This window comes from Streptomyces sp. NPDC056738, assembly GCF_042790435.1.
Lineage (GTDB): Bacteria > Actinomycetota > Actinomycetes > Streptomycetales > Streptomycetaceae > Streptomyces.
Genome location: NZ_JBHTZF010000010.1, coordinates 24,964 through 47,638, shown reverse-complemented (window position 1 = coordinate 47,638; position 22,675 = coordinate 24,964). Strand labels below are relative to the sequence as shown.

Below are 22,675 nucleotides of genomic sequence, written 5' to 3'. Positions count from 1 at the left end.
GAACAGCGGCCGGAAGCGGGAACCGTGGCCGGACACGGGAACAGCGGGCCGCTCCGAGGAGCGACCCGCTGTCCGTGGTGCGGGGGTGGTCAGCTGCCGACCGCGCCGTTGCCCGACAGGACCGGGATGTTGTCCAGGATGTGCGACAGCGGCTCGTCGCCCTTGGCCTGGGTGGAGTTCTCGGTGCACTGCTGGTTCTGCGGGGCCGAGAGGACCGGGACGTCCTGCAGACCGATCTGCGCCAGACCGGCGATGTTCTGGACGTTGAGCTTGGCCGGCAGGCCGATGCAGGGCTTGTTCAGCGAGCCCTGGACCAGCGAGAGCTGCGGGCTCATGTCGCCGAACGTGGCCTGGTTGCCGTACTTCTGGACGGCTCCGTTGCCGTTGACGGTGGTGACACCGTCGTCGTTGCCGATGGCCAGCGCCTGCGGCGCGGTGGCGGCGGAGGCACCGGCCAGGGAGGCGGCGATGACCGCGGTCGCCCAGAGCTTCTTCATGTTCGTTTTGCCCTTTCGGAGAGCGGACTCCGAGCGGAGCCGCGCCATGATCAACAGTGCTGCGGATGGTGTGGTTGCGGGGTGTCCCCCGAATGGCCCGCGGTGTATCCGGGGCCGGCGCTCGCCGCCGCTGTCGTCGAGGAGGTGACAGCGGCAGCGGGCCGCCGGACGAGCCGGCGGCCCGCTGTGCGCGGCGGTGGAATCAGCTTCCGAGGGCGCCGTTGCCCGAGAGGACCGGGATGTTGTCCAGGATGTGCGACAGCGGCTCGTCGCCCTTGGCCTGGGTGGAGTTCTCGGTGCACTGCTGGTTCTGCGGGGCCGAGAGGATCGGGACGTCCTGCAGACCGATCTGGGCGGCGCCCAGCACGTTCTGGGCGTTGATCTTGGCGGGCAGGCCGATGCAGGGCTTGTTCAGCGAACCCTGGATGAGCGCCATCTGCGGGCTCATGTTGCCGTACGTGGCCTGGTTGCCGTAGATCTGCGAGGCGGCGTTGCCGTTCACCGTGGTGACGCCGTCGTCGTTGCCGATGGCCAGCGCCTGGGGCGCGGCGGCAGCACTGGCTCCGACGACGGAAGCGGCGATCGCCGCAGCAGCCATAACCTTCTTGATCACTTGCTGATCCCTTCTGGAGTAACCCCGTCCACCGGAGCGACCTGGACAACTGACCCCGGGCCGCATGGTTGCTCCGATTCACCCCAATGGCCCATGTGAACGGCGTGGCGAGTAAATCCTCAGGCCATAGGTCAGGTGAATTCTGGAGGGTTCCGCGATCCGTTCGGGTGACTATGGACAACCAATCCCGCCGGCTTCGGTTGAGGTGACAGCAGGAATACGCTTCACCGGCAGAAAAGGAACCCGGAGAAATGTTCAAGAAGGCAATGGCCGTGGCGGCTGTCGCGGCTTCCGTCGTCGGCGTCTCGGCGGCGGCCGCCTCGCAGGCGCTGGCCATCGGCAACGACGACGGCGTCACCACGGTGAACGGGAACGGTGCCGAGCAGGCGTACGGCAACGCTCTCACCAAGGGCGACATGAGCCCCCAGCTCTCCGCCGTCCAGGGTTCGCTGAACAAGCTCTGTGTCGGTCTGCCCGTCAAGGCCAACGTCCAGAACGTGCTCGGCGTGCTGGCGCAGGCCGGTCTCCAGGACGTCCCGGTCCTGTCGGCCCCGCAGAACCAGCAGTGCGCCGAGAACTCCACCCAGGCCAAGGGCGACGAGCCGCTGTCGCACATCGCGGACAACATCCCGGTCCTGTCGGGCAACGGCGCCCTCGGAAGCTGACGCCCGGCCGGGGCCCGGGCCGCACGCCGTGTTCGGGCGGGCGGTTCCGGGCCCCGGCGCATGTTCTCGTCGTATATATGAATTCCAGTTCTGCCGTGTTGACATTCCCGCTCCGGGCGAAACGCTTCTTCTTCGGAAGGAGCGTTTCTCCTGTTGTGAAGCTCCCGTGTCCATTCCGGGTGGGGCGATTCGAGTGAATTCCCCATGGGCGTACGTTTCACAGTTTCTTCGGCGGCGGGTCCCTCGTTTACAGCCTGCAGGTCATGATGCGAGCCGCCCAAGTGTGCTCGCTCGGTTTCGGCCGACAAAGGGGCATGACCGCAGAGAAGGGAAAGCACGTGAAGCTCAGGAAGAGCACTTCCGTCGTCATCGGCGCGATCATGGCTCTGGGCATGGCTGCCCCGGCGTTCGCGGACTCGGGCGCCGAGGGTCTGGCCGCCAACTCTCCCGGTGTCCTCTCGGGCAACGTGATCCAGGTCCCGATCCACATCCCCGTCAACGTGTGCGGCAACTCGGTCAACGTGCTCGCGCTGCTGAACCCGACGGCAGGCAACGTCTGCGCCAACGGCTGACGTTTCGGCACTTCAGCCGCCTCCGGCTGTGCCACGGCCGGCCTTGGACCGCCTCGCGGACCCCAAGGCCGGCTTCCTCACTTCTCCCAGCAGGAAGACAACGAGAGTGCGAACGAACCTGAGTAGGGGAGTGGTCCTGGCCGCGGCTGCGACAGGCATCATGTCCCTGTACGCCAGTCCGGCCTTCGCGGACTCCAGCACGACCGCGACCGCTTCGGACTCACCCGGCGTGGGGTCGGGAAACAACGTCCAGGTTCCGGTGAACGTGCCGCTGAACATCTGCGGCAACACGGTCGACGTCGTCGCCGCCCTCAACCCGGCGTTCGGCAACTCCTGTGCCAACGGCCCGGTCGCGCAGGGCAGGCACATGACGCCGCACCACCCCGTCCAGCACGACGCCGGCTCCGCGCACCACCCCGGACGCGGTGGCGTCCACGGCGGCACCGACCACGCGCGCGGCCACGGGGGTCACCCCGCCGGTCACCCGGCCGGTGGCTACGGCGGTGAGCGCGGCGGTCACCCCGGCCACGGCGGCGAGCACCGCGGCCAGAGCGGTTACGGCGACGAGCACGGCGGCTACGGCGGTGAGCACCGTGACCAGGGCGGCTACGGCGGCGAGCGCGGCGGCCACCGCGACGCGGGCCACGGGCACTCGCGCCAGGGTCACTCGGGCTACGGCGACTCCGGGTACGGGGATTCCCGCCAGGGTCACTCCGGCCACGGCGACTCCCGGCAGGGCTCCGGCTACGGCGACTCGGGCTACGGCGACGCGCGCCAGGGCCACTCCGGCCACGGCGACTCCGGGTACGGGGACTCGCGCCAGGGTCACTCCGGTCACATGGGCCCCGGCCACCGTGACTCGGCCGCCCACCACGGCGGTTGGAGCGGCGCCTCGGCGTACGGCCAGACCCACGGCTCGCCCGGTGTCCTGTCCGGCGACCAGGCCGCGGCTCCGGTGGACGTCCCGGTCGAGCTCTGCGGCAACACCCTGGACGTGATCGGTCTGCTGAACCCCGTGTTCGGCAACTCGTGCGCCCACCACCACGCGCCGCACGGCCACCCGACGACCCCGCACCACTGCACTCCGCCGGCGACCCCTCCGCACACGCCCCCGCGGACGGTTCCGCAGCCGCCGAAGCACCACACCCCGCACACGCCGACCGTGCACACCCCGCCCGTGAAGATCCACGAGCAGCCCCCCGTGCACCGGCAGTACACCCCGCCCACCCTGGCGGAGACCGGCAGTGAGGGAATGCTCGCCAACGGCGCGATCAGCGCCGCGCTGCTGGTCGGCGGCGCCCTGCTGTACCGGCGCAGCCGGGCGATGTCCCGCCCGTGACGCCCCGCTCCGGGTGCCGTTCGCGCTCTCGCGCCCGGCACCCGGAGCCGATCCGCGCAGCCGCGTGTCCGCCGTGAACCCGGCGCCGCGGACGAGGCGCGTGGCCCGGTCGTGGCCGTGGCCGTGGCCGTGGCGGTGAGCGCGCGCGCCGCGAAGACACCCGTCGCACGCCCGCGGCGAAGACACCCGCCGCACGCCCGCCGCGAAGACACCCGGCCCCCCACGGGGAACCCCGGCACGGACGCGTCGAAGTCTCGGCCGATCATGCGGAAACGTTTCGGCAGACGCGTCGGACCGCACGCCGCCCGCTCGCCGGGCGAGGGCGCCCACGTCATCCGACGGGACCAGTCCGGCGGGCCGGGATCCGGGGCGGCCACTTGGCGCAACACCCCGGCCGGGTCCGCGAGGGGCGGGCCGGCGGGAGGTGGCGGGTCCGTCTCGCTGACAAAGCGCGACCCGCCGACGGGACTTTCCTCGGAGCCGACCGGAAGCGCGAGGCACGGTGACCGGGCCGGTCACTCCTGAGTGTGATCGTCAGATCGCGAGACCGGAACACCGGTTGGCTGAATGAACATGCGTGTGACTGAGTGTCAGTCATCGGAAAGGAAATCCGAGGTCCAAGAGGGAGAGGAGCAGGCATGGCCCCACAGCAGCAGCGGCCCCGGAGCGGAAGGCTGGCGTTCATCGCGGCCGGCATCGTCACGTCGGTCGCCCTCGCGTCCGGTCCGGCGTACGCCGTGGGCACCGGGGCGGCGCGGGTGGGCGACCCGCCGGCTCCGACCCCCACGGCGGCGAACCCGCCGGTGAACTCCGCGGCGGGCGCGGGCGTTCCGGCCGCGGGCGGGAGCCCGGCCGGGAGGCCGGCCGCGCGGCCCGTGTCGACGCCCGCCGGGCCGTCCACCTCGACCGGTGCCGCTGCCGCGACGCAGGCCGCGGCCGCGAAGCCTGCCGGGGACGGGGCGAACCCGGCGCTGCCCGCCGGGCCGGGCACCGCGGGGCTGCCGCCCTTCGGCGCCTACCTCGACTACGGGCCCGAGGGCGTCGCCCGTATCGCGCAGCTCAGCCAGTGGCTGGGCGGTACCGAACTGCGGGTCGGACACACGTATCTGCCCGGCGACCGCTGGAGCAACATCGAGGGCGCGCCCGGATTCCTGGACGCCTGGGCGGACTGGAGGCGCCGTCAGGACGACCGGATGCTCGTCCTCAACGTCCCGATGATGGAGCGCAACGAGGAGGGCCTTTCCGACGACGAGGTCCGTCTGTTGCTGCGCGAGGCCGCGACGGGGGCCTTCGACCACCACTTCCGCGCGCTCGCCGAGCGGCTCGTCGAGCTGAAGGTGCCCGACACCGTCATCGTGCTCGGCTGGGAGATGAACGGCGTCACGTACACCCACCGCTGCGGTCCCGACCCGGAGGCGTGGAAGACGTACTGGAACAGGATCGTCACCGCCATGCGGTCGGTGCCGGGGCAGAGGTTCCGGTTCGATTTCGCCCCGAACCGCGGGCGGGACGCCGTTCCCTGGACCGAGTGCTATCCCGGGGACGCCACGGTCGACATCCTCGGCATGGACGCGTACGACCAGCCCTCGGGACTCTCGTTCGAGGAGCAGGTGAAGGAGCCGTACGGGCTTCAGGAGCAGGTCGATTTCGCCAGGGCCCACGGCAAGTCCATCTCCTATCCCGAGTGGGGCCTCTACCGGAACGGCGACAACGCGACGTACATGAAGGACATGCTCGCCTGGATCGACGAGCACAAGCCCGTGTACAACACGCTCACCGACTACTGCCCGCACGGCGTGTGGCAGTGCCAGGACAACCCGCTGGCGGCGCAGGCCTACCGGGCCGCGCTGTCCCATCTCACCGGTCCGCAGCCGACGGCTCCGGCACCGACCCCGACGTCCGAACCGGCGTCGACACCGACACCCGAGGCCTCCGCACCTGCCTCGACGCCGACGTCCGAACCGGTTTCCACCCCGACGCCCGAGGCCACCCCGCCCGAGCCGGTCGCGACGCCGACGCCCGAGCCGACCTCCAAGCCCGAGCCGAAGCCGACCCCGACGTCGGAACCGGTCGCGACACCCGAGCCGGCCACGACACCCGAGCCGGTTCCGACTCCGGTCAAGACGCCGACGTCCAAGCCGAAGCCGAAGCCGACGCCGACTCCGGTCCAGACGCCGACGTCCAAGCCGGCTCCGACTCCGGTCAAGACGCCGACGTCCAAGCCGAAGCCGACTCCGGTCAAGACGCCGACGCCCGAGCCGGTCCCGACGCCCGCCAAGACCCCGGTGCAGGTGCCGGTGTCCACTCCGACCCCGACGCCCACACCGCCCCCGGCACGCGAGCCCGTCCCGGACACCGCACCGGACCCGGCCCGCTGCACGTCGCTGGATCTCGGTGACTGGGTGGAGTACTGGATCGGCGGCAAGCCGTGCGTGCACCTCGACCTTCCGTCGGACCAGTGGTGGTCGGGCGACTGGTGGTCGAGCGGCTGGTGACCCCGGACGGCGGCGGGCCGGTCAGGGCCCGTCGCCGCCGCGTTCCCTCCAGCTCCGCAGCAGCTCCTTGCCCCGCCGGCGCGCGGCGACGTCGCAGACGACCGCCGACATCAGCGGCGCCGTACGCCGGCGGGCCAGGAGCAGTCGCCGGTTGACGACCGGGTCCGGGCGCCAGTGGTGCTTGTACGGTTCGTCGCCGCGCAGCAGGCTCAGCGTCCCGCGGTCACCGCCCTCGGTGTGCCGGGAGCAGGCGTCGAGCAGCATCACCGCGACGTCCGCCTTGCGTTCGCGCAGCCCCGGATGGGCGCCGTACAGATAGCCGCCCGCGAGGCGCCGGGACAGCAGGGTGAGGTCCACGGCCATCACGGCGCCGTCCAGCCGGAACTCGGTGACCACCGCGTCCCCGGACCGCACCATCGGGCCCACCGAGCGGACCAGGTGCTCGGAGAACCGTTCATGGAGGTGCTCGGACGTCACCTTCCGGCCCTCCCACTGGAGCCGGTGCAGTTCGAGCAGCCGGCCGAGGGCGGTGTCCACCTCGTCGTGACCCACCACCCGCCGTTCGACCCCGAGCGCGGTGAGTTTGCGCAGCTTGGCCCGGACGCGCTGGGCCTTGGAGGAGGGGAGGCGGCCGATCAGCTCCTCCATCGAGGCGGCCGGGAGCTCCAGACACAGGGAGTCCCCGACCTGGCGCCGCGGTCCGCGCCAGTGCTCGTAGACCCGCTCCACCGCGCCGCCGGGGCGGACCTCGCGGAAATCGATCAGCGCGGTGCGGGCCGCGGCCGACAGCCCCTCGGCGAGCAGGGCCGCCGCGCGGTCGGCGTGTTCGTCGTCGAGGAGCACGTCCGCGTAGTCGGAGATCGGTCCGCCGAGCGGCACGAGCGCCGGCAGCCGGCGGCGGGCCCGCATCAGCGGCGCGACCGCGAGCAGTTCACCGCCCTCGCGCACGACCACGAGCCTGAGGCGCCCCGGTGTCCCGTACGACTGCCACCAGGAATGCAGCCAGGCGTGGCTCTGGAAGGGGGTGGCGGCGCCGCACCGGCGGTACAGGCGCCCCCAGGCCGCCGCGAGGTCGGCGAACTCGCCTTCCTCGGTGACGAGTTCGGCCCGCGCGGTGTCGAGCGCGCCGGCCTGGAGGGTCGTCGCGCTCACCGCTGGCCGTGCACATCGGCGGCGGTGGCGGGGCTCGGCACCGAGGCCGGGCGGGCCGGGTCGCCGCCGGTCCGCCGGGGCCGGACGAGCAGCACGAGCCCGCCGAGCAGTCCGCCCGCGCTCGCGCCGACCAGGCCCGTCACCGTCGGGGACGGCGAGGACGCCGAAGCGGGCTTCACCGCGCGGGAGAACGACAGGAGCTGGACGTGGGTGCTCTTCTGGCTCGCGTTGGCGTGCTGGGTCAGCGAGCGGGTGACCGCGTTGGCCATGTCGGCGGCCTGGTCGGGGTGGGTGGAGGTGGCGGAGACGGCGACCATCGGGGCGTCCGGGGAGGTCGCCGTCCGCACGCTCGCCTCCAGCGTCTTCACCGGCACGCCGGCCCATACCTGCGCGTCCCCGAGCACCGCGAGCTGCGTGGCGACCCGGCCGTAGGCCTGGGCGAAGCCGAGCGCGGCCGAGGGATCGCCCTTGTCCGTCGGTACGGCGATGACATAGCTGGTGGCCGTGTAGGACGGGGGCTTCACCACGCCGTACGCGCCGCCGAGCACGCCGCCGAGCACGGCCGTGGCCGCGAGCAGCGACCACGCCGGCATGGTCCTCGCCCGGGAAGGGGCCGAACCCCAGGGACGGTGGCCCCTGGTGAGGTTTTCGGACATGTGGAACTCACTCCAGTCAGGTGCGCGAGACAGCGGCCGCGTACACGTCCATGAGCTGTGCGGCGCTGCGGGTGATGCAGTAGTGGTGGGCCGCCTCCGGGGCCGAGCGGGAGGCTGGGCCCTGGGCCCGGACGCCGGCCAGGGCGCGGGCGAAGGACTCCGCGCCGCCGTCGACCCGGGTGGCGCCGCGGGCCGCTCCGGGCGGCAGGTCCTCGACAGCCGGGCAGGAGACGTACAGCACCGGGAGTCCGGCCGCCAGCGCCTCCACGACGGCCAGCCCGAACGCCTCCTCGGGGCAGGGCGAGGCGAGGACGTCCATGGCCCCTATGAGCGACGGCAGGTCGGCGCCGGGAGCACCGTCGGCGGGGCGCTCCCCGGCGAACAGGACCCGGTCCACGACCCCGGCGTCGTGCGCCGCGCGCCGCAGCGCGACCTCCTCCGTGCCGCCGCCGACCAGCAGCAGCCGGCAGTCGCCGGGCAGTTCGGCCAGCGCGCGGATCAGGACGTCGAACCGCTTGCCGGGCGCGAGCCGGCCGACCCCGCCGACGACGTACGCGTCCTGCGGGAGCCCGAGCCGGCGGCGGGTGCGTTCGCGCAGGTCGGGGTCGAAGCGGAAGCGGGCGATGTCGACGCCGTTCGGCACGATCTCGATGCGCGGTGCGGGCACACCCCAGCGGCGCAGCCGTTCGGCGACCGTGGGCGAGACGGCGACGGTCGACCGGCCGAGCCGCTCGCCGGCCAGATACAGGGCGCGTACGCCGGCACCGAGCGGGCGGCCCTCCATCTGCGAGTCGCCGAGCGAGTGCTCGGTGGCCACGACCGCCCGCACCCCGGCCAGCCGGGCGGCCAGCCTGCCGTACAGACAGGCCCGGTAGAGGTGGGTGTGGACGAGGTCGTAGCGGCCCGCGCGGATCACCTTCACCAGACGGGGGAGCGCGGCGAGGTCGCGGTTGCCGGCCATGCCGAGATGGGTGACGCGCACACCGTCGGCGGCGAGCCCGGCGGCGACGGGGCCCGGGTTGGTGAGCGTCACGACGTCGCAGGTGACGGGCAGGTGCCGCAGCAGCAACCGCAGTTGCTGCTCGGCGCCACCGATCCCGAGGCCGGTGATGATGTGCAGCGCCTTCACCGGCCCGCCTCGACGGGGCGGCGGCGCAGCCGGTGCAGCCGGTGCTTGAGGAACATTCGGACGGCGGTGTCGTTCTCGCCGATGTGCACACGGGGGAGGGCGTACGGGCCGGTCAGCGGGCCGGGGTCGATGGCACAGCCGTAGCGGTAGCCGGCGTCGCGGACGGCGTCGACGACCCGGCGGTCGACGGTCCCGTACGGATAGCAGAAGCCGTCGACGTGAGCACCGATCAACTCCGAGAGCACCGCTCTGCTCTCGGCGACCTCGGCGCGCAGCACGGCGTCGTCGGCCCGCGTCAGGTCGACGTGGGTGAGTCCGTGCGAGCCGACCTCCATGCCCTCGGAGGCGGCGGCGACCCGGATGCCCTGCTTGCCGAGCAGCGGCTTGCGGGGGCCCAGCGGATCCCAGGCGTTGTCGCCGCCGAGCCGGCCGGGCAGCACGAAGAGGGTGGCGCCGAACCCGTGGCGCCGCAGGAGGGGCAGAGCGGTCTCGACGAAGTCGGCGTACCCGTCGTCGAAGGTCAGCCCCACCAGGTCCCGGCCCTGGCCGCGGGCGCGGGCCGCGAGCAGGTCCGCGACGCTCACCCCGCGCAGACCGTGCCGGCTCAGCCAGCGGAGCTGCTGGTCCAGGCGGCCGGGGGAGACCGTGACACGGTAGGGGTCGTCGGAGCAGTCCCCGACGGAGTGGTACATCGCCACCCAGGGCGGCGCGTCGAGGGCGTTCGTACCGGTACGTCTGCTGCTGTCAGCGGAAACGGGCACAGGAAACCCTTCGTGTGACGGAACGGAGAGCGGAGGCGAACCCCTCGACCCGGAAGGCCCAGGCCAGCAGGGCGAAGACGACGGTCACGACCGTGCCGCCGACGACGAGTCCGAGCAGCGGGTCATCCACGCCGCTCGCGCACAGACCACCGGTCACCGCCGCGGTCAGGGCGGCCCGCAGCGGTTTGCCGATCTCGGACAGCACCGCGCGGGTGCGGATCGGCACGCTGCGCGGACCCATGCCGTACAGCAGGAGCCCGGCGGTGAGGGTGATGCCGGCCGCGTTGGCCGCTGCGATGCCGCAGACCCCCCAGGGGCCGACGGCCAGGACCCCGGTCCAGCAGGTCGCGACGATTCCCGCGGTCATGGCGAACAGCGGGTACCAGGTCGGCCGCCCCGAGCAGAAGTACGAGCGCACGAGCGCGCCCACCAGGGTGTGGCCGAGCAGTCCGAGGGCGTACACCCGCATGACGGCCGCGGTGGCCGCCGTGTCCTGGGCGGTGAACGCGCCGCGCTGGAAGAGCAGGTGGATGATCTGCGGGGCGCACGCCACGACCGCCGCCGTGCCGAGGAGCACCGTGCAGGCGACGAGTGTCAGATCGCGCTCCACCCGGTCGCGGGCCCGCTCCGTGTCGCCCTCGGCGATGGCCTGCGCGACCACGGGGAAGGTGACCGTGCAGAGCATCAGCGACAGCACCATCGGCATCTGGGCCACTTTCTGGGCGTAGTTCAGATGCGAGATGGCGCCGGCGGGCAGCGAGGAGGCCAGGAAGCGTTCGATGAGGACCTGGGACTGCCGGCACAGCGCGAAGAGCAGCACCGTGCCGACGAGGGTGAGGTCCATCGGGCGGGCCGGTTCACCGTCCGGGGTCCCGGCCGCCGACTCCCCGCGCCGGAGCTGCCGCCACAGCGACGGGGCCTGCGCCACCACCATCAGGGCGCCGCCGACCGCGACACCGAGCGCCGCCGACCGCACGCCGTAGCGCGCGCCGAGGACGAACATCACCGCGATGATCCCGGCGTTGTACGCCATGTAGATCGCCGCCGGTGCCACGAACCGGCGGTGCGCCCGCAGGGCCGCGCTGCAGTACCCGGCGAGCCCGAAGGAGAACACGCAGGTCGCGGTCAGCCGGGTGCAGTCCACCGCGAGCCGGGGATCGGGCAGGCCGGGCGCGAGCGCCTCGACCAGGTAAGGCGCCCCCGCGATCAGCAGCGCCCCGACGGCCGCGAAGGCGAACGTCAGCCGGGGCAGGGTGGCGGCGACCAGCGCGCGCACGGGATCGCCGGCGGCTCCCCGGGCGCGCCGGGTCACCGCCACGCTGAACGCCGGGATCAGGACGAAGGCCAGCCCGTCCTCGATCAGCAGGGTCGCCGCGAACTCCGGCACCGTCCAGGCGACGAGGAACGCGTCCGTGTCCGACCCGGCCCCGAACAGATGCGCGAGCGCCTGGTCCCGGCCGAGGCCCAGGAGGGCTCCGGCGATCGAGAGGGCGATGGTGACGAGGGCCGCCCTGGCGAGGAACCGGTTGGACGTGGTCTCGGGCCGGCCCCCGCTCTCCCGCGCCCCGGGCACCCGCCCGTCACGCGCCCCGGAACGGGCACGCTTCCGCTCACCCGTATCCGTGCCCGCGCCCGTGCCTGCGCTGGTGCCCGCGCTCGTACCCCGGCCCGCGCTCGCGCTCGTACCCGCGCTCGCGCAGGCATCCAGGCTCGCGCTCGCATCCCTGCCCGCGCCCGTGTCCGTGCCCGTTCCGAGGGACGGGTTCGTGTCCGGGTCCTCGCCCGTCCTGGGGGGTGTCACCGTCATCGCGCCGCGGCCTCTTCCCGAACGGCGGCCGTCGGCGCCGATCCCTCGGTGCCCGGTGTCACCGACGGATCCATCAGCGCCCACCAGCCGATGACGCCGAAGACGACGCCGGTCAGAACCGTCGAGGGGCCGCCGATGTCCGCGTACACGAAGTCGATCAACTGCCAGACGAGCAGCCCGCACGCCACGAGCGCGCAGTCCGTGCCGGGCGGCCTCCGGCCGGAGGCGAGGCCGGATTCCGTCCCGTCCCGTGCCGCGCGGCGCACCCGTACGAGCCCGCGCAGCGCGCCCACCAGCAGGACGAGCCAGCCGCCCGCCAGGGCGAGCAGTCCGAGAAGACCCTGCTCACTGAGGACGAGGAGATACATGTTGTGCGGCGAGAGCAGCGCCTGCTTGTGGAAGGCGGCCCCGGCGCCCGCGATGTCGCTGCCCGAGGACAGCGCGAGCGAGGCATGACCGTCCCGGTACTCGGGGAAGCCCTTCAGCCCGACGCCCGTCAGCGGGTGCTCGCGCCACATGTCGGTCGCCGCCGCCCACATCGTGTACCGGTCCGTCACCGACTGGTCCGGCGCGTCGGTGACCTGCGTGATGCTGGCGACCCGCTCCTGGAGCATCGCGCTGCCGAAGCCCAGCCCGCCCACCAGGATCACTCCGGCCGCGGCCAGCACCGCGACCGTCCGCACCGCGCGCCGCACCCCCGCCAGCACGAGCTGCGCGCCGCAGGCCACGGCCGTGGCGATCCACGCGCCCCGGCTGAACGAGAGGGCCAGTGGCGGCAGCAGGGCCAGCGCGCACACCACGGCGACCGCGCGCCGCCGCTCCTCACCCGCTCCCAGGGCCAGCGCCACCGCGCACACCAGCCCGAACGCGACCACCGTCGCCATGCCCATCACGTCGGTGGGCCCGAAGGTGCCGACCGCTCGGACGTCCTCGCCCTGGTACGAGGCGCCGGTCCCGGTGACGTACTGCCGTACCCCCACCGCCCCCTGCCACAGCGCCAGCGCGACGAACGACCAGGCCAGCAGCCGGAAGTCGCGCCGGTCGCGGACGAGCAGCAGGACCGCGGCGGGTACCAGCACGAAGATCTGCAGATACCGGGTGAGGCCGGTGATCCCCGCCCCCGGGTCCGTCGCCCCGGCCGCCGCGACCGAGATGCCGACCACGGGGAGCCCGAGGACCAGGGCCGCGGTCGCGGACAGGGGGCGCCGCCGGGTCCGTACGAGACGCACCGCGCAGCACAGCACCACGAGACCGGACATGGCGTCCGCGATGTTCGCGCCGCCCTCGCCGCTCGGCGCGATCGGCAGCCCGAGCAGCGCGATCACCGCGACGACGGGCAGCACCGGCAGCGCCCGCCGCAGGGCCGCGGTCACGCTGTCCAGGGGAGTGAGGGGCAGGGCCTGGCTCACCGGCTCAGCTCCCCGTCGGGCGCACCAGCGCCGCGGCCGTGCGCAGCAGGATGCAGATGTCCTGCCACATCGACCAGTTGTCGATGTACGCGTTGTCGAAGCGGCACCGGTCCTCGATCGAGGTGTCGCCGCGCAGCCCGTGCACCTGGGCGAGTCCGGTGATGCCGGTCTGCATCCGGTGACGGGCCGCGTATCCGGGGTAGGTCTGGCTGAACTTGGTGACGAAGTAGGGCCGTTCGGGGCGCGGGCCGACCAGGCTCATGTCGCCCCTGAGGACGTTCATGAGCTGGAGCAGCTCATCCAGCGAGGTGCGCCGCAGGAACTGGCAGAAGCGGCTCATCTCCTGCTCGCCCGCCACGCTCCAGCGGGTCGCGGCCTCGTGCGCGTCGACCGGGCGGTGGGTGCGGAACTTCAGCAGCGTGAACGGCCGTCCGTCCTTGCCGATGCGCTCCTGCCGGAACACCACACCGGGTCCGTCGGTCAGCCGCAGGACGGCCGCGAACGCCAGCAGCAGCGGACTGACCAGCAGCAGCAGCGCACCGGAGACGGCGACGTCGAGGAACCGCTTCCCGAAACCGGCGCGCCGCCCGCCGACCGACAGGGGGCGGCAGGCGAAGCCGGCCAGCGTGTGCCCACCGGCCCGGTCGTACGACGGCGAGTCCGGGTCGACCTCCCACAGCGCGCAGCCCGCGAGGGCCAGTGCCCGCAGCGTCGGCCCGCGCCGGCTCGGCGGCTCCACCACCAGCACGGCGCGCACGCTGTTCTGGATGAGCGCCCGCTGGACCTCCTCGCCGGTGGTGAGCACCGGCAGGACGTCGAGGCCGGTCGGCCGGTCGGCGACGACACCGACCGGCCGCACCCCGCAGTCCGGGTGGCGCAGGAACGCCGCGGCCACCCGCTGGGCCGTCCCGGCGGGACCGATCACCAGGGCGGCGGCGGGGTGCCGCGCGAGGGCCCGGCGGCGGCGCCAGTGCACCGCGCCGCGGCCGGCCAGGCCGATCACCGCCTGCGCGGCACATCCCAGCGCCAGCGTCCGGGCCGACAGCGCCTCGTCCGGGGCGAACGCGGCGAGGACGGCGGCCAGGGCGCACCAGACGACCGCGATCCGGGCGCAGACGGCGGGCAGTTCGTCGAGCAGGGCGGGCAGGGGTGCCGGCCGGTACAGGGAGGCCCGCGCGTTCAGTAACACCACGCCGAACAGGAGGGCGACGAGGGCCGGCGGGTGCCGCTGGACCTCCGCGAGGGTCTGTCCGGCCGTCAGCGCCGCGACGGCGTCCACGGCCGCGAGCGGCAGCCAGGAGGCGCGCCTGACGGTGCGCCGCCGCTGTCCGGCCGGGAATCTGAGACCGCCGCCGGCCCCGCGCGACGGCATGACCGTGAGGGATGAGGATCCGTACTCCCGGGGCTGGCCGCCGGGGGAGGGAACGGTGCTTTCCGCAGTCACGAGTGGATGGACTCCCTGCACTCGGTGTGGTCCGCGCACATGACGCCCCCGGCGTGCTGCGGCTGTCGCCCGGTCAGTAGTTCGCGGTACACCCCCGCGACCGCGTCGGCCGTGAGGCGCACGTCGTGCGTGGTCAGTACGTGGCCGCGCCCCTGTCGGCCGAGCGACGCGCGCAGCGGGGCGTCGGCCAGCAGCGCGGCGATCGCCCCGGCCAGTGGCGCCGGTTCGGGCGAGGCCACCAGGCAGTGTGTGTCGTGTCCCGGCGGCAGGCTCTCGCGGGCGCCGTCCACGTCCGTCATGACGACCGGCCGCCCGCAGGCCATGGCCTCCAGGGGGGCCAGCGCCATGCCTTCCCAGCGGGACGGCAGCACGACCAGGTCGGCGGCCTGGTACCAGGGCACCGCGTCGGCGGCGGCCCCGGCGAACAGCACCTCTCGCGGTGCCCCGGCGCGCAGCCGTGCCGCGTCCGGCCCGTCCCCGACGAGCACGAGCCGCGCCGCGGGCACCCGCCGCAGCACCGCGGGCCAGGCCTCCAGGAGGATGTCCTGCCCCTTCTGCCGGCACAGCCGTCCCACGCACACCACCAGCGGAGCCGCCGGATCCATCCCCGCGAGCAGCGGGATCCCGGCTCGCGCGCTGTCCACGGAGTCGGGGCGGAAGCGCTCGGGGTCGACGCCGTTGGGGATCACCCTCCAGGGGGCGCGCACTCCGGCTCGTACGCCGGTCATGCGCTCCGCCTCGCTGACGCACACCACCCGGGACGCCCAGCGGGCACCCCACCGCTCCCAGCGCAGCGCGAGCGCGGCCGCCGCACCGTCCACGGCCTCGAACGACCAGGCATGCGGCTGGAACACCGTCGGCACCCGGCCGCGCAGCGCGAGCCGGGCCGCGAGCCCCGCCTTCGCGCTGTGGGCGTGCACCACGTCGGGCCGTACCCGCGCCAGCACCCGGCCGAGCCTGCGTACCTCCTGGGCGAGCTGCGGCCCCGGTGCCCGCGTCGCGTGCCAGGGGCGAACGTCCGCGCCGAGCGCCCGCACCTCCCGGGCGAAGCCGTTGCCGTCCGGGCAGGCGACGGTCACGCGCGTCCCGGCGGCGAGCTGGGCGCCGACGAGGTCGGTGACCACGCGGGCGACACCGCCGTCGACCGGCTGCGTGACATGAAGGACCCGCGGCGGAGGGTCTGTTGGCAGATGCATGCGCGGTTCCTTGCTCACGGGCGGCGCGCCGGGGCGCGCGTCACTGCTTCGCTGCGACGGCGGCGAACAGTGCTCCGACCCAGGCCGCGTCCCGCTGCGAAACGATCCGGATGGCCAACTGGTCACCCCCGGCGCGGATCTCCTTGCCGGGACCGAGGAGGTCCGGGTCGTGGCGCAGGGCGGATCTCGTGGAACTGCGGCGGCCCGTTGAGGAGTTGGCGGGCCGCGTCCTGCCGGTGAGGGATGGCTCCGCGGACGCCGGGCCGCAGGGGGTTTGGAGGGTGGCGGGGGCGGAGCGGCCCGCGATCGCACGGCGCAGCGGCAGGCCCGGGGAAGTTCGCATGACCGGCGGTGCCCTTTCGGGGAAAAGGTTCTGGACCAGCGGACGGACGGAAATCCGAGAATCCGATGCATCAGACGCGTGCGCTTCGGCTCCCCGCGAGCTGCCGGCGCCCCTCGACGCCCGCTTCCGGACGCCCTCGGAGAGCCCGACTCTAGCCGGTGTCCGCATTTATCAGTGAAAGCGACGATGTGTGTCGGATTGGTGAAGCCCGGCCGTCCCGGACATCACTCCTTTGGAGGCACAACCCGCGTGAGCGCCACGCGTTGAACCAGAGCCGGGCATCCCGCCCGGATGTTGTGTCGATTTCTCAAGGAGCACTTCTCCATGTCGCGTATCGCGAAGGGCCTGGCCCTGACCTCCGTTGCCGCCGCCGCCGTGGCCGGCACCGCCGGCATCGCCGCCGCCGACAGCGGCGCGCACGGCGCGGCCGCCCACTCCCCGGGCGTCCTGTCGGGCAACGTCCTGCAGGTTCCCGTTCACATCCCGGTCAACGTCTGCGGCAACACCGTCAACGTCATCGGCCTGCTGAACCCCGCGTTCGGGAACACCTGCGTCAACGGCTGACGTCGTCATCGCGGACCCTTCTGGCCGGCCGCTCTCCGGAAACGGGGGGCGGCCGGTCCGCGTCGCGGCCCACGCCGGTGGTACGGGAATTTTCCGCACGCGGAGTTTCCGTCGCGTTCGGGGCTCGTTAGGCAGCGCACAGAGGAATTCCCGCCGGCGGCATCCGTCGCCGAAGAAAGGAACACGATGAAGTCTCTCAAGGCCGCCGCCGCGGTCGCCGGGTCCCTCGTCGTCGCCGGTGCCGCCGCGCCCGCGTTCGCCGCCGGAGCCTCCGGCCTCACGCCCTCCAGCCTCAACGGCGCCCTGGAGACCGTCACCAGCCAGCACTCGCTCAGCGTGCAGGACGTTCTTCCCCTCCAGCACCAGTCGAACGCGCTCGACACCGAGAGCAAGGGCTCCGTGCTGAGCGGCGTGAACGACGCGACGAAGACGCTCAACACGACCGCCGCCCCGGCGCAGCTCCTCGGCGGACTTCCCCTTCAGGGTTAGTCGTATCCGTTATTCGCATCTCCCGCGTGCGTGTCTTCCACAATGCGCGTCGGGCATTTCCCTAGGCTCTGGAGAAAATCTCCGATGAAAGGGCTCACAATGAACACTGCCAAGAAGGCCGCTCTTATTTTCGCCACCGCCGGAATGGCCGCGGGTGCCGCCGCGGGCAGCGCCGCCGCCGACTCGGGCGCCGAGGGTGCCGCGGTCAATTCCCCCGGTGTCCTGTCGGGCAACGTCCTGCAGGTTCCCGTTCACATTCCGGTCAATGTCTGCGGCAACACCGTCGACGTCGTCGGCCTGCTGAACCCGGCTTTCGGCAACACCTGCCTGAACCACTGACGCCGTACGGCCGAAGTGGCGGGAAGGGCCGGTTCCCCAGGTGCGGAATCGGCCCTTCGCGCTGTTCGAGCCGCGTACCTCGTTCGTGTGGTCACGCCCTCGGACATCCCCCGGGCGGGTGATTTCGGCGCAGAACCCGAACGGGCGCATCGATAAGGTTCCGCGGTGACCTCAACCTCAAGTGAAATGAGCCCGCTTCGGGCCGCCGATCTCGGCACGCTCGCCGTCATGGCATTCAGCGGAGAAACCCCCGACGGCGACATGCCCTATCTCCTCGCCTACTCGCTGGGAGACGGCGACGGGGGTCCCGAGGGATCCGCGGCGGCCATCCGGCAGCTCCTGATCGACAACGGACTGCCCGTGGGCGACACGCTCATCGACGGATCCCGGCAGCCGAGCCTGCCCCTCACCCTGCTCGTCGAGGCCGGCCAGGCCGTCGTCAGCATGCCGCACCTCAACGCCCAGTGCGTCGCGCCGCCGGAGTGGCTCGCGGCGGTCGGCGAACGCGGCTACGCCTACTTCCTGTTCGCCACCCGCGCCTGGCCCGTCGCCCGGCCCGGTCACCCCGTGGCACCCGAGGACCTGACGGCCTTCGCGGGCGACGAGGAGACCCTGCTCAGCGCGTCCCACGTGCTGCTGCCCGCGCGCAGGCTGCGCGGCTGATGACGGCCGCCGCGGGGCGGGGGACGGGCGGCGCGGCACCGGGCACGGGCGGCGGAGCCGACGGCGCGCGCGGACACACCGCAGGCAGCAGCCGTGCCCTCGCGGCGCTGCTGGTGATCACCGGGGCGGCCGGCCTCCTCGCCGCGTGGGTCATCACGATCGACAAGTTCAAGCTGCTGGAGAACCCGAACTTCGTCCCGGGCTGCAGCCTGAACCCCGTCGTCTCCTGCGGCAGCGTCATGAAGAGCGAGCAGGCCTCGGCCTTCGGGTTCCCGAACCCGATGCTCGGCCTGGTGACGTACAGCGTGGTGATCTGTGTCGGCGTCAGCCTGCTCGCCGGAGCCCGATTTCCGCGGTGGTACTGGCTGACCTTCAACGCGGGCACGTTGTTCGGCGTCGGATTCGTGAGCTGGCTCCAGTTCCAGTCCTTCTACCGGATCAACGCGCTCTGTCTGTGGTGCTGTCTGGCCTGGGTCGCCACGATCATCATGTTCTGGTACGTCACGTCGTTCAACGTGCGGAACGAATTCCTGCCCGCACCGGAATGGCTGAAAGTATTCCTCGCGGAGTTCACCTGGGTTCTCCCGGCACTGCACATCGGCGTCATCGGAATGCTGATCCTCACCCGCTGGTGGGATTTCTGGACGAGCTGAATCCGCCTATCGGACGACTAATGAGGCCGTCGGGGGAATCTTGAGCTGATGACGTCCCGGAATCGTTACGGGTACGGACGCCGATCCGCCGAATCCTGAAAGGGCCCGTACCTGAGATGAAGCCGACCACACGAGGAACGCTCGCCGCCGTCATGACCGGGGTGGCCGCGGCGGTGGGTGTCGCCTCGGCAGCGCCCGCCGTCGCGGCCGACACCGTTCCGATCCCGGTGCCGCTGGACGGAGTCGAGCGGTCCCTCGGCCTGAAGGCGCCCAGCGTCTCGGGTGAACTGCCGTTGCCGCTGCCGGGCCGGCTGGAGGGACCGCGGTACGTCGAGGGCCGGATGATCCCCGAACGGGCCGTGCCGCAGGTGCCCCTCAGCGGCGGGCTGCCCGGAGCCCGGCTCCGTACGCCGCTCCCGCGCGTCCTCGGCCACGGCTTCGACCACCTCGGGCTCTCCGCTCCCGCGGCCGGCCTCGAAGCGCTGACCCCCGGAGCGAGCCTGGACACCCCGATCGGCGCGCCGAACCCCGACCACCTCGGTCTTCCCGGGCTGAAGACGCCTCAGGCCGCCGTGCTCACACCGCTGCTGAAGACCGTGCCGGTGGCGAACCTGGAGATGGGCTCCGGTTCCTAGACCTTCCGTCCGGCGGCGCGGACCCCTGAGCCCGCCTCGGGCCCGCCTCCGGCGCCCGGGGGCACGCCGGCCCTCGTCGCCGTGGGCCCTCGGCCCGCCGCCGTCGGGCTTCCCGAAACCGACCGTCACAGCATGAGTTCGTGGAGGAGAGAAGCATGTTCGCCAGGTGGATGCCGGGCAGAGTACCGAGGCGCGGGCGCGACGGCCGGGTGCCGGACGCCCCGGCGCGGGGCCGCGGGACGGGACGCGTGGCGGGCGGACTGGCGCTCACCCGGCGCGGCGCGATGCGGGGACTGCTCGTGTCGGCCGTCGGGGTGGCGCTGGCCCCCGTCGTCGCGGCCTCACGGCCGCCGCGCCACCGCGGCCGGGACCTCTCCTTCGACGAGATGTACCACGGCCGGCACATCCTCGGCACGCGCGGCGGCTCCGACGGCCGGGCCGCCTACGGGGGCGACGAGTGGCAGGTCACGGTGGACGGCCGCCCGCTGCATCTGATGCGCCGCGCGGACGGCAGCTATCTGAGCATGGTCGACCACTACGAGTCGTATCCGACACCGCTGGCCGCGGCACGCGCGGCCGTGGACCAACTGGGCCCGGCCGAGCAGCTCAGAAGCATGGGGGGCATGGGGAGCATGGGGAGCGGGGCGGGCGGCTCCGGAGGGCCGACGATCGGCACCCGCGACGGCGGTACGGAGGGGAGCGGCCACCACCATGGTGTACACGCGTAAGAACGTCAGCGCCCTCACGAGCGCGGAGCGCCGCCGTTTCGTCAAGGCCATGCTGGAGGTCAAACGCCGCGGGGAGTACGACGAGTTCGTCCGCCGGCACATCGACTACTACGTCGCCGACGGCGACGGCGGACTGCGCGCGGCCCACATGGCACCCTCGTTCCTGCCCTGGCACCGCTGTTTCCTGCTGGACCTGGAGCAGGCGCTGCAACGCGTGGACTCCGGTGTGAGCGTGCCGTACTGGGACTGGACCCGGGACCGCACCCCGGCCTCCGCGCCGTGGACCAAGGACCTGCTGGGCGGCGACGGACGGCGTTCGGACCGGCAGGTCATGACGGGACCCTTCGCCTACGCGCAGGGCAAATGGACGATCAAGGAGGGCGTGACCGACGGCGCGTTCCTGATGCGCGAGTTCGGCCGCCCGCGCAAGCCGATCCAACTTCCCACGCGGGCCACGCTGGACGCGGCCCTCGCCGACCCGGTCTACGACGTGGCGCCCTACGACTCCACGACCAGGCGCGGTTTCCGCAACCGGCTGGAGGGATGGGGGCACGGGACGGGGAACGCCACCTGGGAGAACCACAACCGGGTCCACCGCTGGGTCGGCGGCCACATGCTGGGCGGCGCCTCCGTCAACGACCCCGTCTTCTGGCTGCACCACGCCTTCGTCGACCTCCAGTGGTCGCGCTGGCAGAAGAAGCACCGAGGTGCCCGCTATCTGCCCGAGCGTCCCCCGGGGGCCCGCGACGCCCAGTACCGGCGCATCGTCGCCCGCCACGAGAAGATGCCCCCGTGGGGTGTGACGCCGGCCTCGATGGAGGACCACAGTCACATCTACCGCTACGCCTAGCGGCGGTTTCCGGCGCGCGTACCGGCATCTACTGGTACACATAGAGACATCTGCCGGGACGCGTGGCCACGCGTCCCGGGAACGGCAAGGCCCCCGGCGGTGACGTCCCGCCGGGGGCCTCGCGCGTGCCGGACGACCGGCTCAGTTGCCGTAGCCGTGGGCCTCGTGGTGCTCCTTGCCGCCGTGGTGCTCCTTGAGGTGGCCGCCACCGTTCACGCAGGTGTTGCCGAACGCCGGGTTCAGCAGGCCGACGATGTCGATCGTGTTGCCGCACACGTTGACCGGCACGTTGATCGGGGCCTGGATGACGTTGCCCGACAGGACACCGGGCGAGCCGACGGCCCCACCCTGGGCGCCGGCGTCAGCCATGGCCATGCCGGCGCCGCTGAGGGCCACGGCACCCGTGCCGACGACGACTGCGGCGGCCTTCGCGATGCGAGACATCACGTTCTCCTTAGACTCGACGAGTGCGATGGCTCGGACGCGACCGCACTTCCCCTTCAACGCGTCCGTCCACACCTGGTCACGGGCGTTCCGCCAGGGGATCACTGTTCGAACAGGGGCCGGGGGGACGGCCGTTCGTCCGGCCCGGGGCGGCCGGAGTGGCGGGCGGGTGGGGGAGCGGGCAGTGCGGTGGGCCGAGTCGGTGCAGCGGGCGGTGCGGTCAGCCGAGTCGGCGCAGTGGTGTGCCCGCCAGGAACGCCCGGATGTTCTCGACGGCCGCCCCGTAGTACGTCTCGTAGTTGGACCGCGACACATAGCCGAGGTGCGGGGTGGCCAGCAGCCGGGGCGCCGAGCGCATCGGATGGCCGGCGGGCAGCGGCTCGATGTCGAACACGTCGATGCCCGCCCCGGCGATGCGCCCCGCGTGCAGCGCGGCCAGCAGGGCCTCTTGGTCGACGATCGCCGAGCGGGATGTGTTGACGAGGTAGGCGGTGGGCTTGAGGAGCGCCAGCTCGGCGGCGCCGACGAGCCCCCGGGTGCGGTCGCCGAGCGCGAGGTGGATGGAGACGAAGTCGCTGTCCGCCAGCAGTTCCTGCTTGGAGGACGCGCGTTCCACGCCCACCTCCTCGGCCCGCTCCGCGGTGAGGTTCTGGCTCCACGCGCTCACCCGCATGCCGAAGGCGAGCCCCACCTGGGCCACCCGGCCGCCGATCTTGCCCAGCCCGAGCAGACCGAGCCGCCGGCCGTGCAGATCGGCGCCGACGGTGCTCTGCCAGGGACCGCCCTCCCGCAGGGAGTTGCTCTCCGTGACGATTCCCCGCGCGAGGCCGAGCAGCAGGGCCCAGGTCAGCTCGACCGGGGGCGTCGAGGAACTCGGCGTCCCGCACACGGTCACCCCGTGCGCCTCGGCGGCGGCGTAGTCGATCACCGTGTTGCGCATCCCCGAGGCGATCAGCAGCTTCAGCCGCGGCAGCCGGACCAGCAAGGACGCCGGGAAGGGCACGCGTTCGCGCAGCGTGACGACGATGTCGAAGTCCGCCAGCGCGGCGGCCAGCGCGTCCTCGTCGCCGAAGTGCCGGTCGAATCCGGTGACTTCCACGGTGTCCGCGACGGACGACCAGTCGGCGATCCGGGTCGCGACGCTCTGATAGTCGTCCAGCACGGCACAGCGAAGACGCATTTCGGGTCCCTTCAGGCTCAGCCGGACCCTACCCGAGCGGTGAGCGGGGGAG

General features: G+C 72.8%; 24 protein-coding genes and 1 pseudogene. 12 read left to right on the top strand and 13 right to left on the bottom strand.

Going from position 1 to position 22,675, the window contains the following annotated elements:
- Positions 1-89: 89 nt before the first annotated feature.
- Positions 90-497, bottom strand: coding sequence for a rodlin (locus tag ACFRIC_RS25440; protein WP_382789748.1), 408 nt, complete (start codon positions 495-497; stop codon positions 90-92).
- A 202-nt stretch (positions 498-699) separates the two neighbouring features.
- Complete coding sequence (locus tag ACFRIC_RS25435; RefSeq protein ID WP_382789745.1) at positions 700-1,110, bottom strand: rodlin; 411 nt, start codon at positions 1,108-1,110, stop codon at positions 700-702.
- A gap of 251 nt (positions 1,111-1,361) precedes the next feature.
- On the opposite strand from ACFRIC_RS25435, the gene ACFRIC_RS25430 reads away from it, so the two are divergent.
- The 4 genes and pseudogenes from ACFRIC_RS25430 to ACFRIC_RS25415 form a co-directional block, all read left to right on the top strand.
- Positions 1,362-1,775: a rodlin gene (locus tag ACFRIC_RS25430; RefSeq protein WP_382789742.1), complete on the top strand. Its 414-nt coding sequence runs from the start codon at positions 1,362-1,364 to the stop codon at positions 1,773-1,775.
- Between the two features lie 314 nt (positions 1,776-2,089).
- Positions 2,090-2,347 carry a chaplin gene (locus tag ACFRIC_RS25425; protein ID WP_361683647.1) on the top strand — a complete coding sequence of 86 codons (258 nt, stop codon included), beginning with the start codon at positions 2,090-2,092 and terminating at the stop codon, positions 2,345-2,347.
- Positions 2,348-2,453: 106 nt separating this feature from the next.
- Positions 2,454-3,686, top strand: coding sequence for a chaplin (locus tag ACFRIC_RS25420; protein ID WP_382789739.1), 1,233 nt, complete (start codon positions 2,454-2,456; stop codon positions 3,684-3,686).
- A 638-nt stretch (positions 3,687-4,324) separates the two neighbouring features.
- Positions 4,325-5,686: pseudogene (locus ACFRIC_RS25415) on the top strand (glycoside hydrolase family 26 protein); the annotation flags it as partial.
- 516 nt (positions 5,687-6,202) lie between these two features.
- Here the strand turns inward: ACFRIC_RS25415 and ACFRIC_RS25410 are convergent.
- The 9 genes from ACFRIC_RS25410 to ACFRIC_RS25370 are packed head-to-tail and all read right to left on the bottom strand — an operon-like array spanning position 6,203 to position 16,078.
- On the bottom strand, positions 6,203-7,333 hold the full coding sequence (locus ACFRIC_RS25410) for a GNAT family N-acetyltransferase (protein WP_382789736.1): 1,131 nt from the start codon (positions 7,331-7,333) through the stop codon (positions 6,203-6,205).
- Positions 7,330-7,989 (bottom strand): lipopolysaccharide biosynthesis protein, encoded by a 660-nt coding sequence (locus tag ACFRIC_RS25405; protein WP_382789734.1) that lies wholly within the window; start codon positions 7,987-7,989, stop codon positions 7,330-7,332. The genes ACFRIC_RS25410 and ACFRIC_RS25405 overlap by 4 nt, the downstream gene beginning before the upstream one ends.
- A gap of 16 nt (positions 7,990-8,005) precedes the next feature.
- The gene (locus ACFRIC_RS25400; RefSeq protein ID WP_382789732.1) at positions 8,006-9,118 is read right to left on the bottom strand and encodes a glycosyltransferase; all 1,113 of its coding nucleotides are present in this window, start codon (positions 9,116-9,118) and stop codon (positions 8,006-8,008) included.
- Entirely contained in the window at positions 9,115-9,810 is a 696-nt protein-coding gene (locus ACFRIC_RS25395; RefSeq protein WP_382790443.1) for a polysaccharide deacetylase family protein, read from the bottom strand. Before ACFRIC_RS25395 ends, ACFRIC_RS25400 begins: the two co-directional genes overlap by 4 nt.
- A 52-nt stretch (positions 9,811-9,862) precedes the next feature.
- Positions 9,863-11,686 (bottom strand): murein biosynthesis integral membrane protein MurJ, encoded by a 1,824-nt coding sequence (gene murJ, locus ACFRIC_RS25390; protein ID WP_382789730.1) that lies wholly within the window; start codon positions 11,684-11,686, stop codon positions 9,863-9,865.
- Positions 11,683-13,095 (bottom strand): O-antigen ligase family protein, encoded by a 1,413-nt coding sequence (locus ACFRIC_RS25385; protein WP_382789727.1) that lies wholly within the window; start codon positions 13,093-13,095, stop codon positions 11,683-11,685. The genes murJ and ACFRIC_RS25385 overlap by 4 nt, the downstream gene beginning before the upstream one ends.
- Positions 13,096-13,099: 4 nt before the next feature.
- Positions 13,100-14,539 carry an exopolysaccharide biosynthesis polyprenyl glycosylphosphotransferase gene (locus ACFRIC_RS25380; protein ID WP_382789724.1) on the bottom strand — a complete coding sequence of 480 codons (1,440 nt, stop codon included), beginning with the start codon at positions 14,537-14,539 and terminating at the stop codon, positions 13,100-13,102.
- Entirely contained in the window at positions 14,536-15,735 is a 1,200-nt protein-coding gene (locus ACFRIC_RS25375; RefSeq protein ID WP_382789720.1) for a glycosyltransferase family 4 protein, read from the bottom strand. Before ACFRIC_RS25375 ends, ACFRIC_RS25380 begins: the two co-directional genes overlap by 4 nt.
- 40 nt (positions 15,736-15,775) lie before the next feature.
- A complete protein-coding gene (locus ACFRIC_RS25370; protein ID WP_382789717.1) occupies positions 15,776-16,078 on the bottom strand; it encodes a hypothetical protein in 303 nt (100 codons plus the stop codon).
- Positions 16,079-16,402: 324 nt separating this feature from the next.
- Here ACFRIC_RS25370 and chpG point away from each other — a divergent pair, with 324 nt between their 5' ends.
- From chpG to ACFRIC_RS25330, 8 genes are all read left to right on the top strand, one after another.
- A complete protein-coding gene (gene chpG / locus ACFRIC_RS25365; RefSeq protein ID WP_339129423.1) occupies positions 16,403-16,642 on the top strand; it encodes a chaplin ChpG in 240 nt (79 codons plus the stop codon).
- A 186-nt stretch (positions 16,643-16,828) separates the two neighbouring features.
- The gene (locus ACFRIC_RS25360; protein WP_382789712.1) at positions 16,829-17,131 is read left to right on the top strand and encodes a hypothetical protein; all 303 of its coding nucleotides are present in this window, start codon (positions 16,829-16,831) and stop codon (positions 17,129-17,131) included.
- Between the two features lie 99 nt (positions 17,132-17,230).
- On the top strand, positions 17,231-17,470 hold the full coding sequence (locus ACFRIC_RS25355) for a chaplin (protein ID WP_382789709.1): 240 nt from the start codon (positions 17,231-17,233) through the stop codon (positions 17,468-17,470).
- A 165-nt stretch (positions 17,471-17,635) separates the two neighbouring features.
- Complete coding sequence (locus tag ACFRIC_RS25350) at positions 17,636-18,133, top strand: DUF5949 family protein (RefSeq protein WP_382789706.1); 498 nt, start codon at positions 17,636-17,638, stop codon at positions 18,131-18,133.
- Positions 18,133-18,786, top strand: a complete 654-nt coding sequence (locus ACFRIC_RS25345; protein WP_382789703.1) for a vitamin K epoxide reductase family protein — start codon at positions 18,133-18,135, stop codon at positions 18,784-18,786. Before ACFRIC_RS25350 ends, ACFRIC_RS25345 begins: the two co-directional genes overlap by 1 nt.
- A 116-nt stretch (positions 18,787-18,902) precedes the next feature.
- Entirely contained in the window at positions 18,903-19,421 is a 519-nt protein-coding gene (locus tag ACFRIC_RS25340; RefSeq protein ID WP_382789700.1) for a hypothetical protein, read from the top strand.
- 155 nt (positions 19,422-19,576) lie between these two features.
- Complete coding sequence (locus ACFRIC_RS25335; protein ID WP_382789697.1) at positions 19,577-20,149, top strand: tyrosinase family oxidase copper chaperone; 573 nt, start codon at positions 19,577-19,579, stop codon at positions 20,147-20,149.
- A complete protein-coding gene (locus ACFRIC_RS25330; RefSeq protein ID WP_382789695.1) occupies positions 20,133-20,999 on the top strand; it encodes a tyrosinase family protein in 867 nt (288 codons plus the stop codon). Before ACFRIC_RS25335 ends, ACFRIC_RS25330 begins: the two co-directional genes overlap by 17 nt.
- Before the next feature lie 141 nt (positions 21,000-21,140).
- Here the strand turns inward: ACFRIC_RS25330 and ACFRIC_RS25325 are convergent, their stop codons facing one another.
- Both ACFRIC_RS25325 and ACFRIC_RS25320 read right to left on the bottom strand, forming a co-directional pair.
- Complete coding sequence (locus ACFRIC_RS25325; protein ID WP_382789692.1) at positions 21,141-21,443, bottom strand: chaplin; 303 nt, start codon at positions 21,441-21,443, stop codon at positions 21,141-21,143.
- A gap of 220 nt (positions 21,444-21,663) precedes the next feature.
- On the bottom strand, positions 21,664-22,623 hold the full coding sequence (locus tag ACFRIC_RS25320) for a D-2-hydroxyacid dehydrogenase family protein (protein WP_382789690.1): 960 nt from the start codon (positions 22,621-22,623) through the stop codon (positions 21,664-21,666).
- Between the last annotated feature and the right edge of the window lie 52 nt (positions 22,624-22,675).

Coding starts and splice junctions, on each gene's coding strand:
- ACFRIC_RS25440 (WP_382789748.1), bottom strand. CDS start 497: ATGAAGAAGCTCTGGGCGACCGCGGTCATCGCCGCCTCCCTGGCCGGT.
- ACFRIC_RS25430 (WP_382789742.1), top strand. CDS start 1,362: ATGTTCAAGAAGGCAATGGCCGTGGCGGCTGTCGCGGCTTCCGTCGTC.
- ACFRIC_RS25425 (WP_361683647.1), top strand. CDS start 2,090: ATGACCGCAGAGAAGGGAAAGCACGTGAAGCTCAGGAAGAGCACTTCC.
- ACFRIC_RS25405 (WP_382789734.1), bottom strand. CDS start 7,989: ATGTCCGAAAACCTCACCAGGGGCCACCGTCCCTGGGGTTCGGCCCCT.
- ACFRIC_RS25395 (WP_382790443.1), bottom strand. CDS start 9,810: ATGTACCACTCCGTCGGGGACTGCTCCGACGACCCCTACCGTGTCACG.
- murJ (WP_382789730.1), bottom strand. CDS start 11,686: ATGACGGTGACACCCCCCAGGACGGGCGAGGACCCGGACACGAACCCG.
- ACFRIC_RS25375 (WP_382789720.1), bottom strand. CDS start 15,735: ATGCATCTGCCAACAGACCCTCCGCCGCGGGTCCTTCATGTCACGCAG.
- ACFRIC_RS25370 (WP_382789717.1), bottom strand. CDS start 16,078: ATGCGAACTTCCCCGGGCCTGCCGCTGCGCCGTGCGATCGCGGGCCGC.
- chpG (WP_339129423.1), top strand. CDS start 16,403: ATGTCGCGTATCGCGAAGGGCCTGGCCCTGACCTCCGTTGCCGCCGCC.
- ACFRIC_RS25360 (WP_382789712.1), top strand. CDS start 16,829: ATGAAGTCTCTCAAGGCCGCCGCCGCGGTCGCCGGGTCCCTCGTCGTC.
- ACFRIC_RS25355 (WP_382789709.1), top strand. CDS start 17,231: ATGAACACTGCCAAGAAGGCCGCTCTTATTTTCGCCACCGCCGGAATG.
- ACFRIC_RS25345 (WP_382789703.1), top strand. CDS start 18,133: ATGACGGCCGCCGCGGGGCGGGGGACGGGCGGCGCGGCACCGGGCACG.
- ACFRIC_RS25340 (WP_382789700.1), top strand. CDS start 18,903: ATGAAGCCGACCACACGAGGAACGCTCGCCGCCGTCATGACCGGGGTG.
- ACFRIC_RS25335 (WP_382789697.1), top strand. CDS start 19,577: ATGTTCGCCAGGTGGATGCCGGGCAGAGTACCGAGGCGCGGGCGCGAC.
- ACFRIC_RS25330 (WP_382789695.1), top strand. CDS start 20,133: ATGGTGTACACGCGTAAGAACGTCAGCGCCCTCACGAGCGCGGAGCGC.
- ACFRIC_RS25325 (WP_382789692.1), bottom strand. CDS start 21,443: ATGTCTCGCATCGCGAAGGCCGCCGCAGTCGTCGTCGGCACGGGTGCC.
- ACFRIC_RS25320 (WP_382789690.1), bottom strand. CDS start 22,623: ATGCGTCTTCGCTGTGCCGTGCTGGACGACTATCAGAGCGTCGCGACC.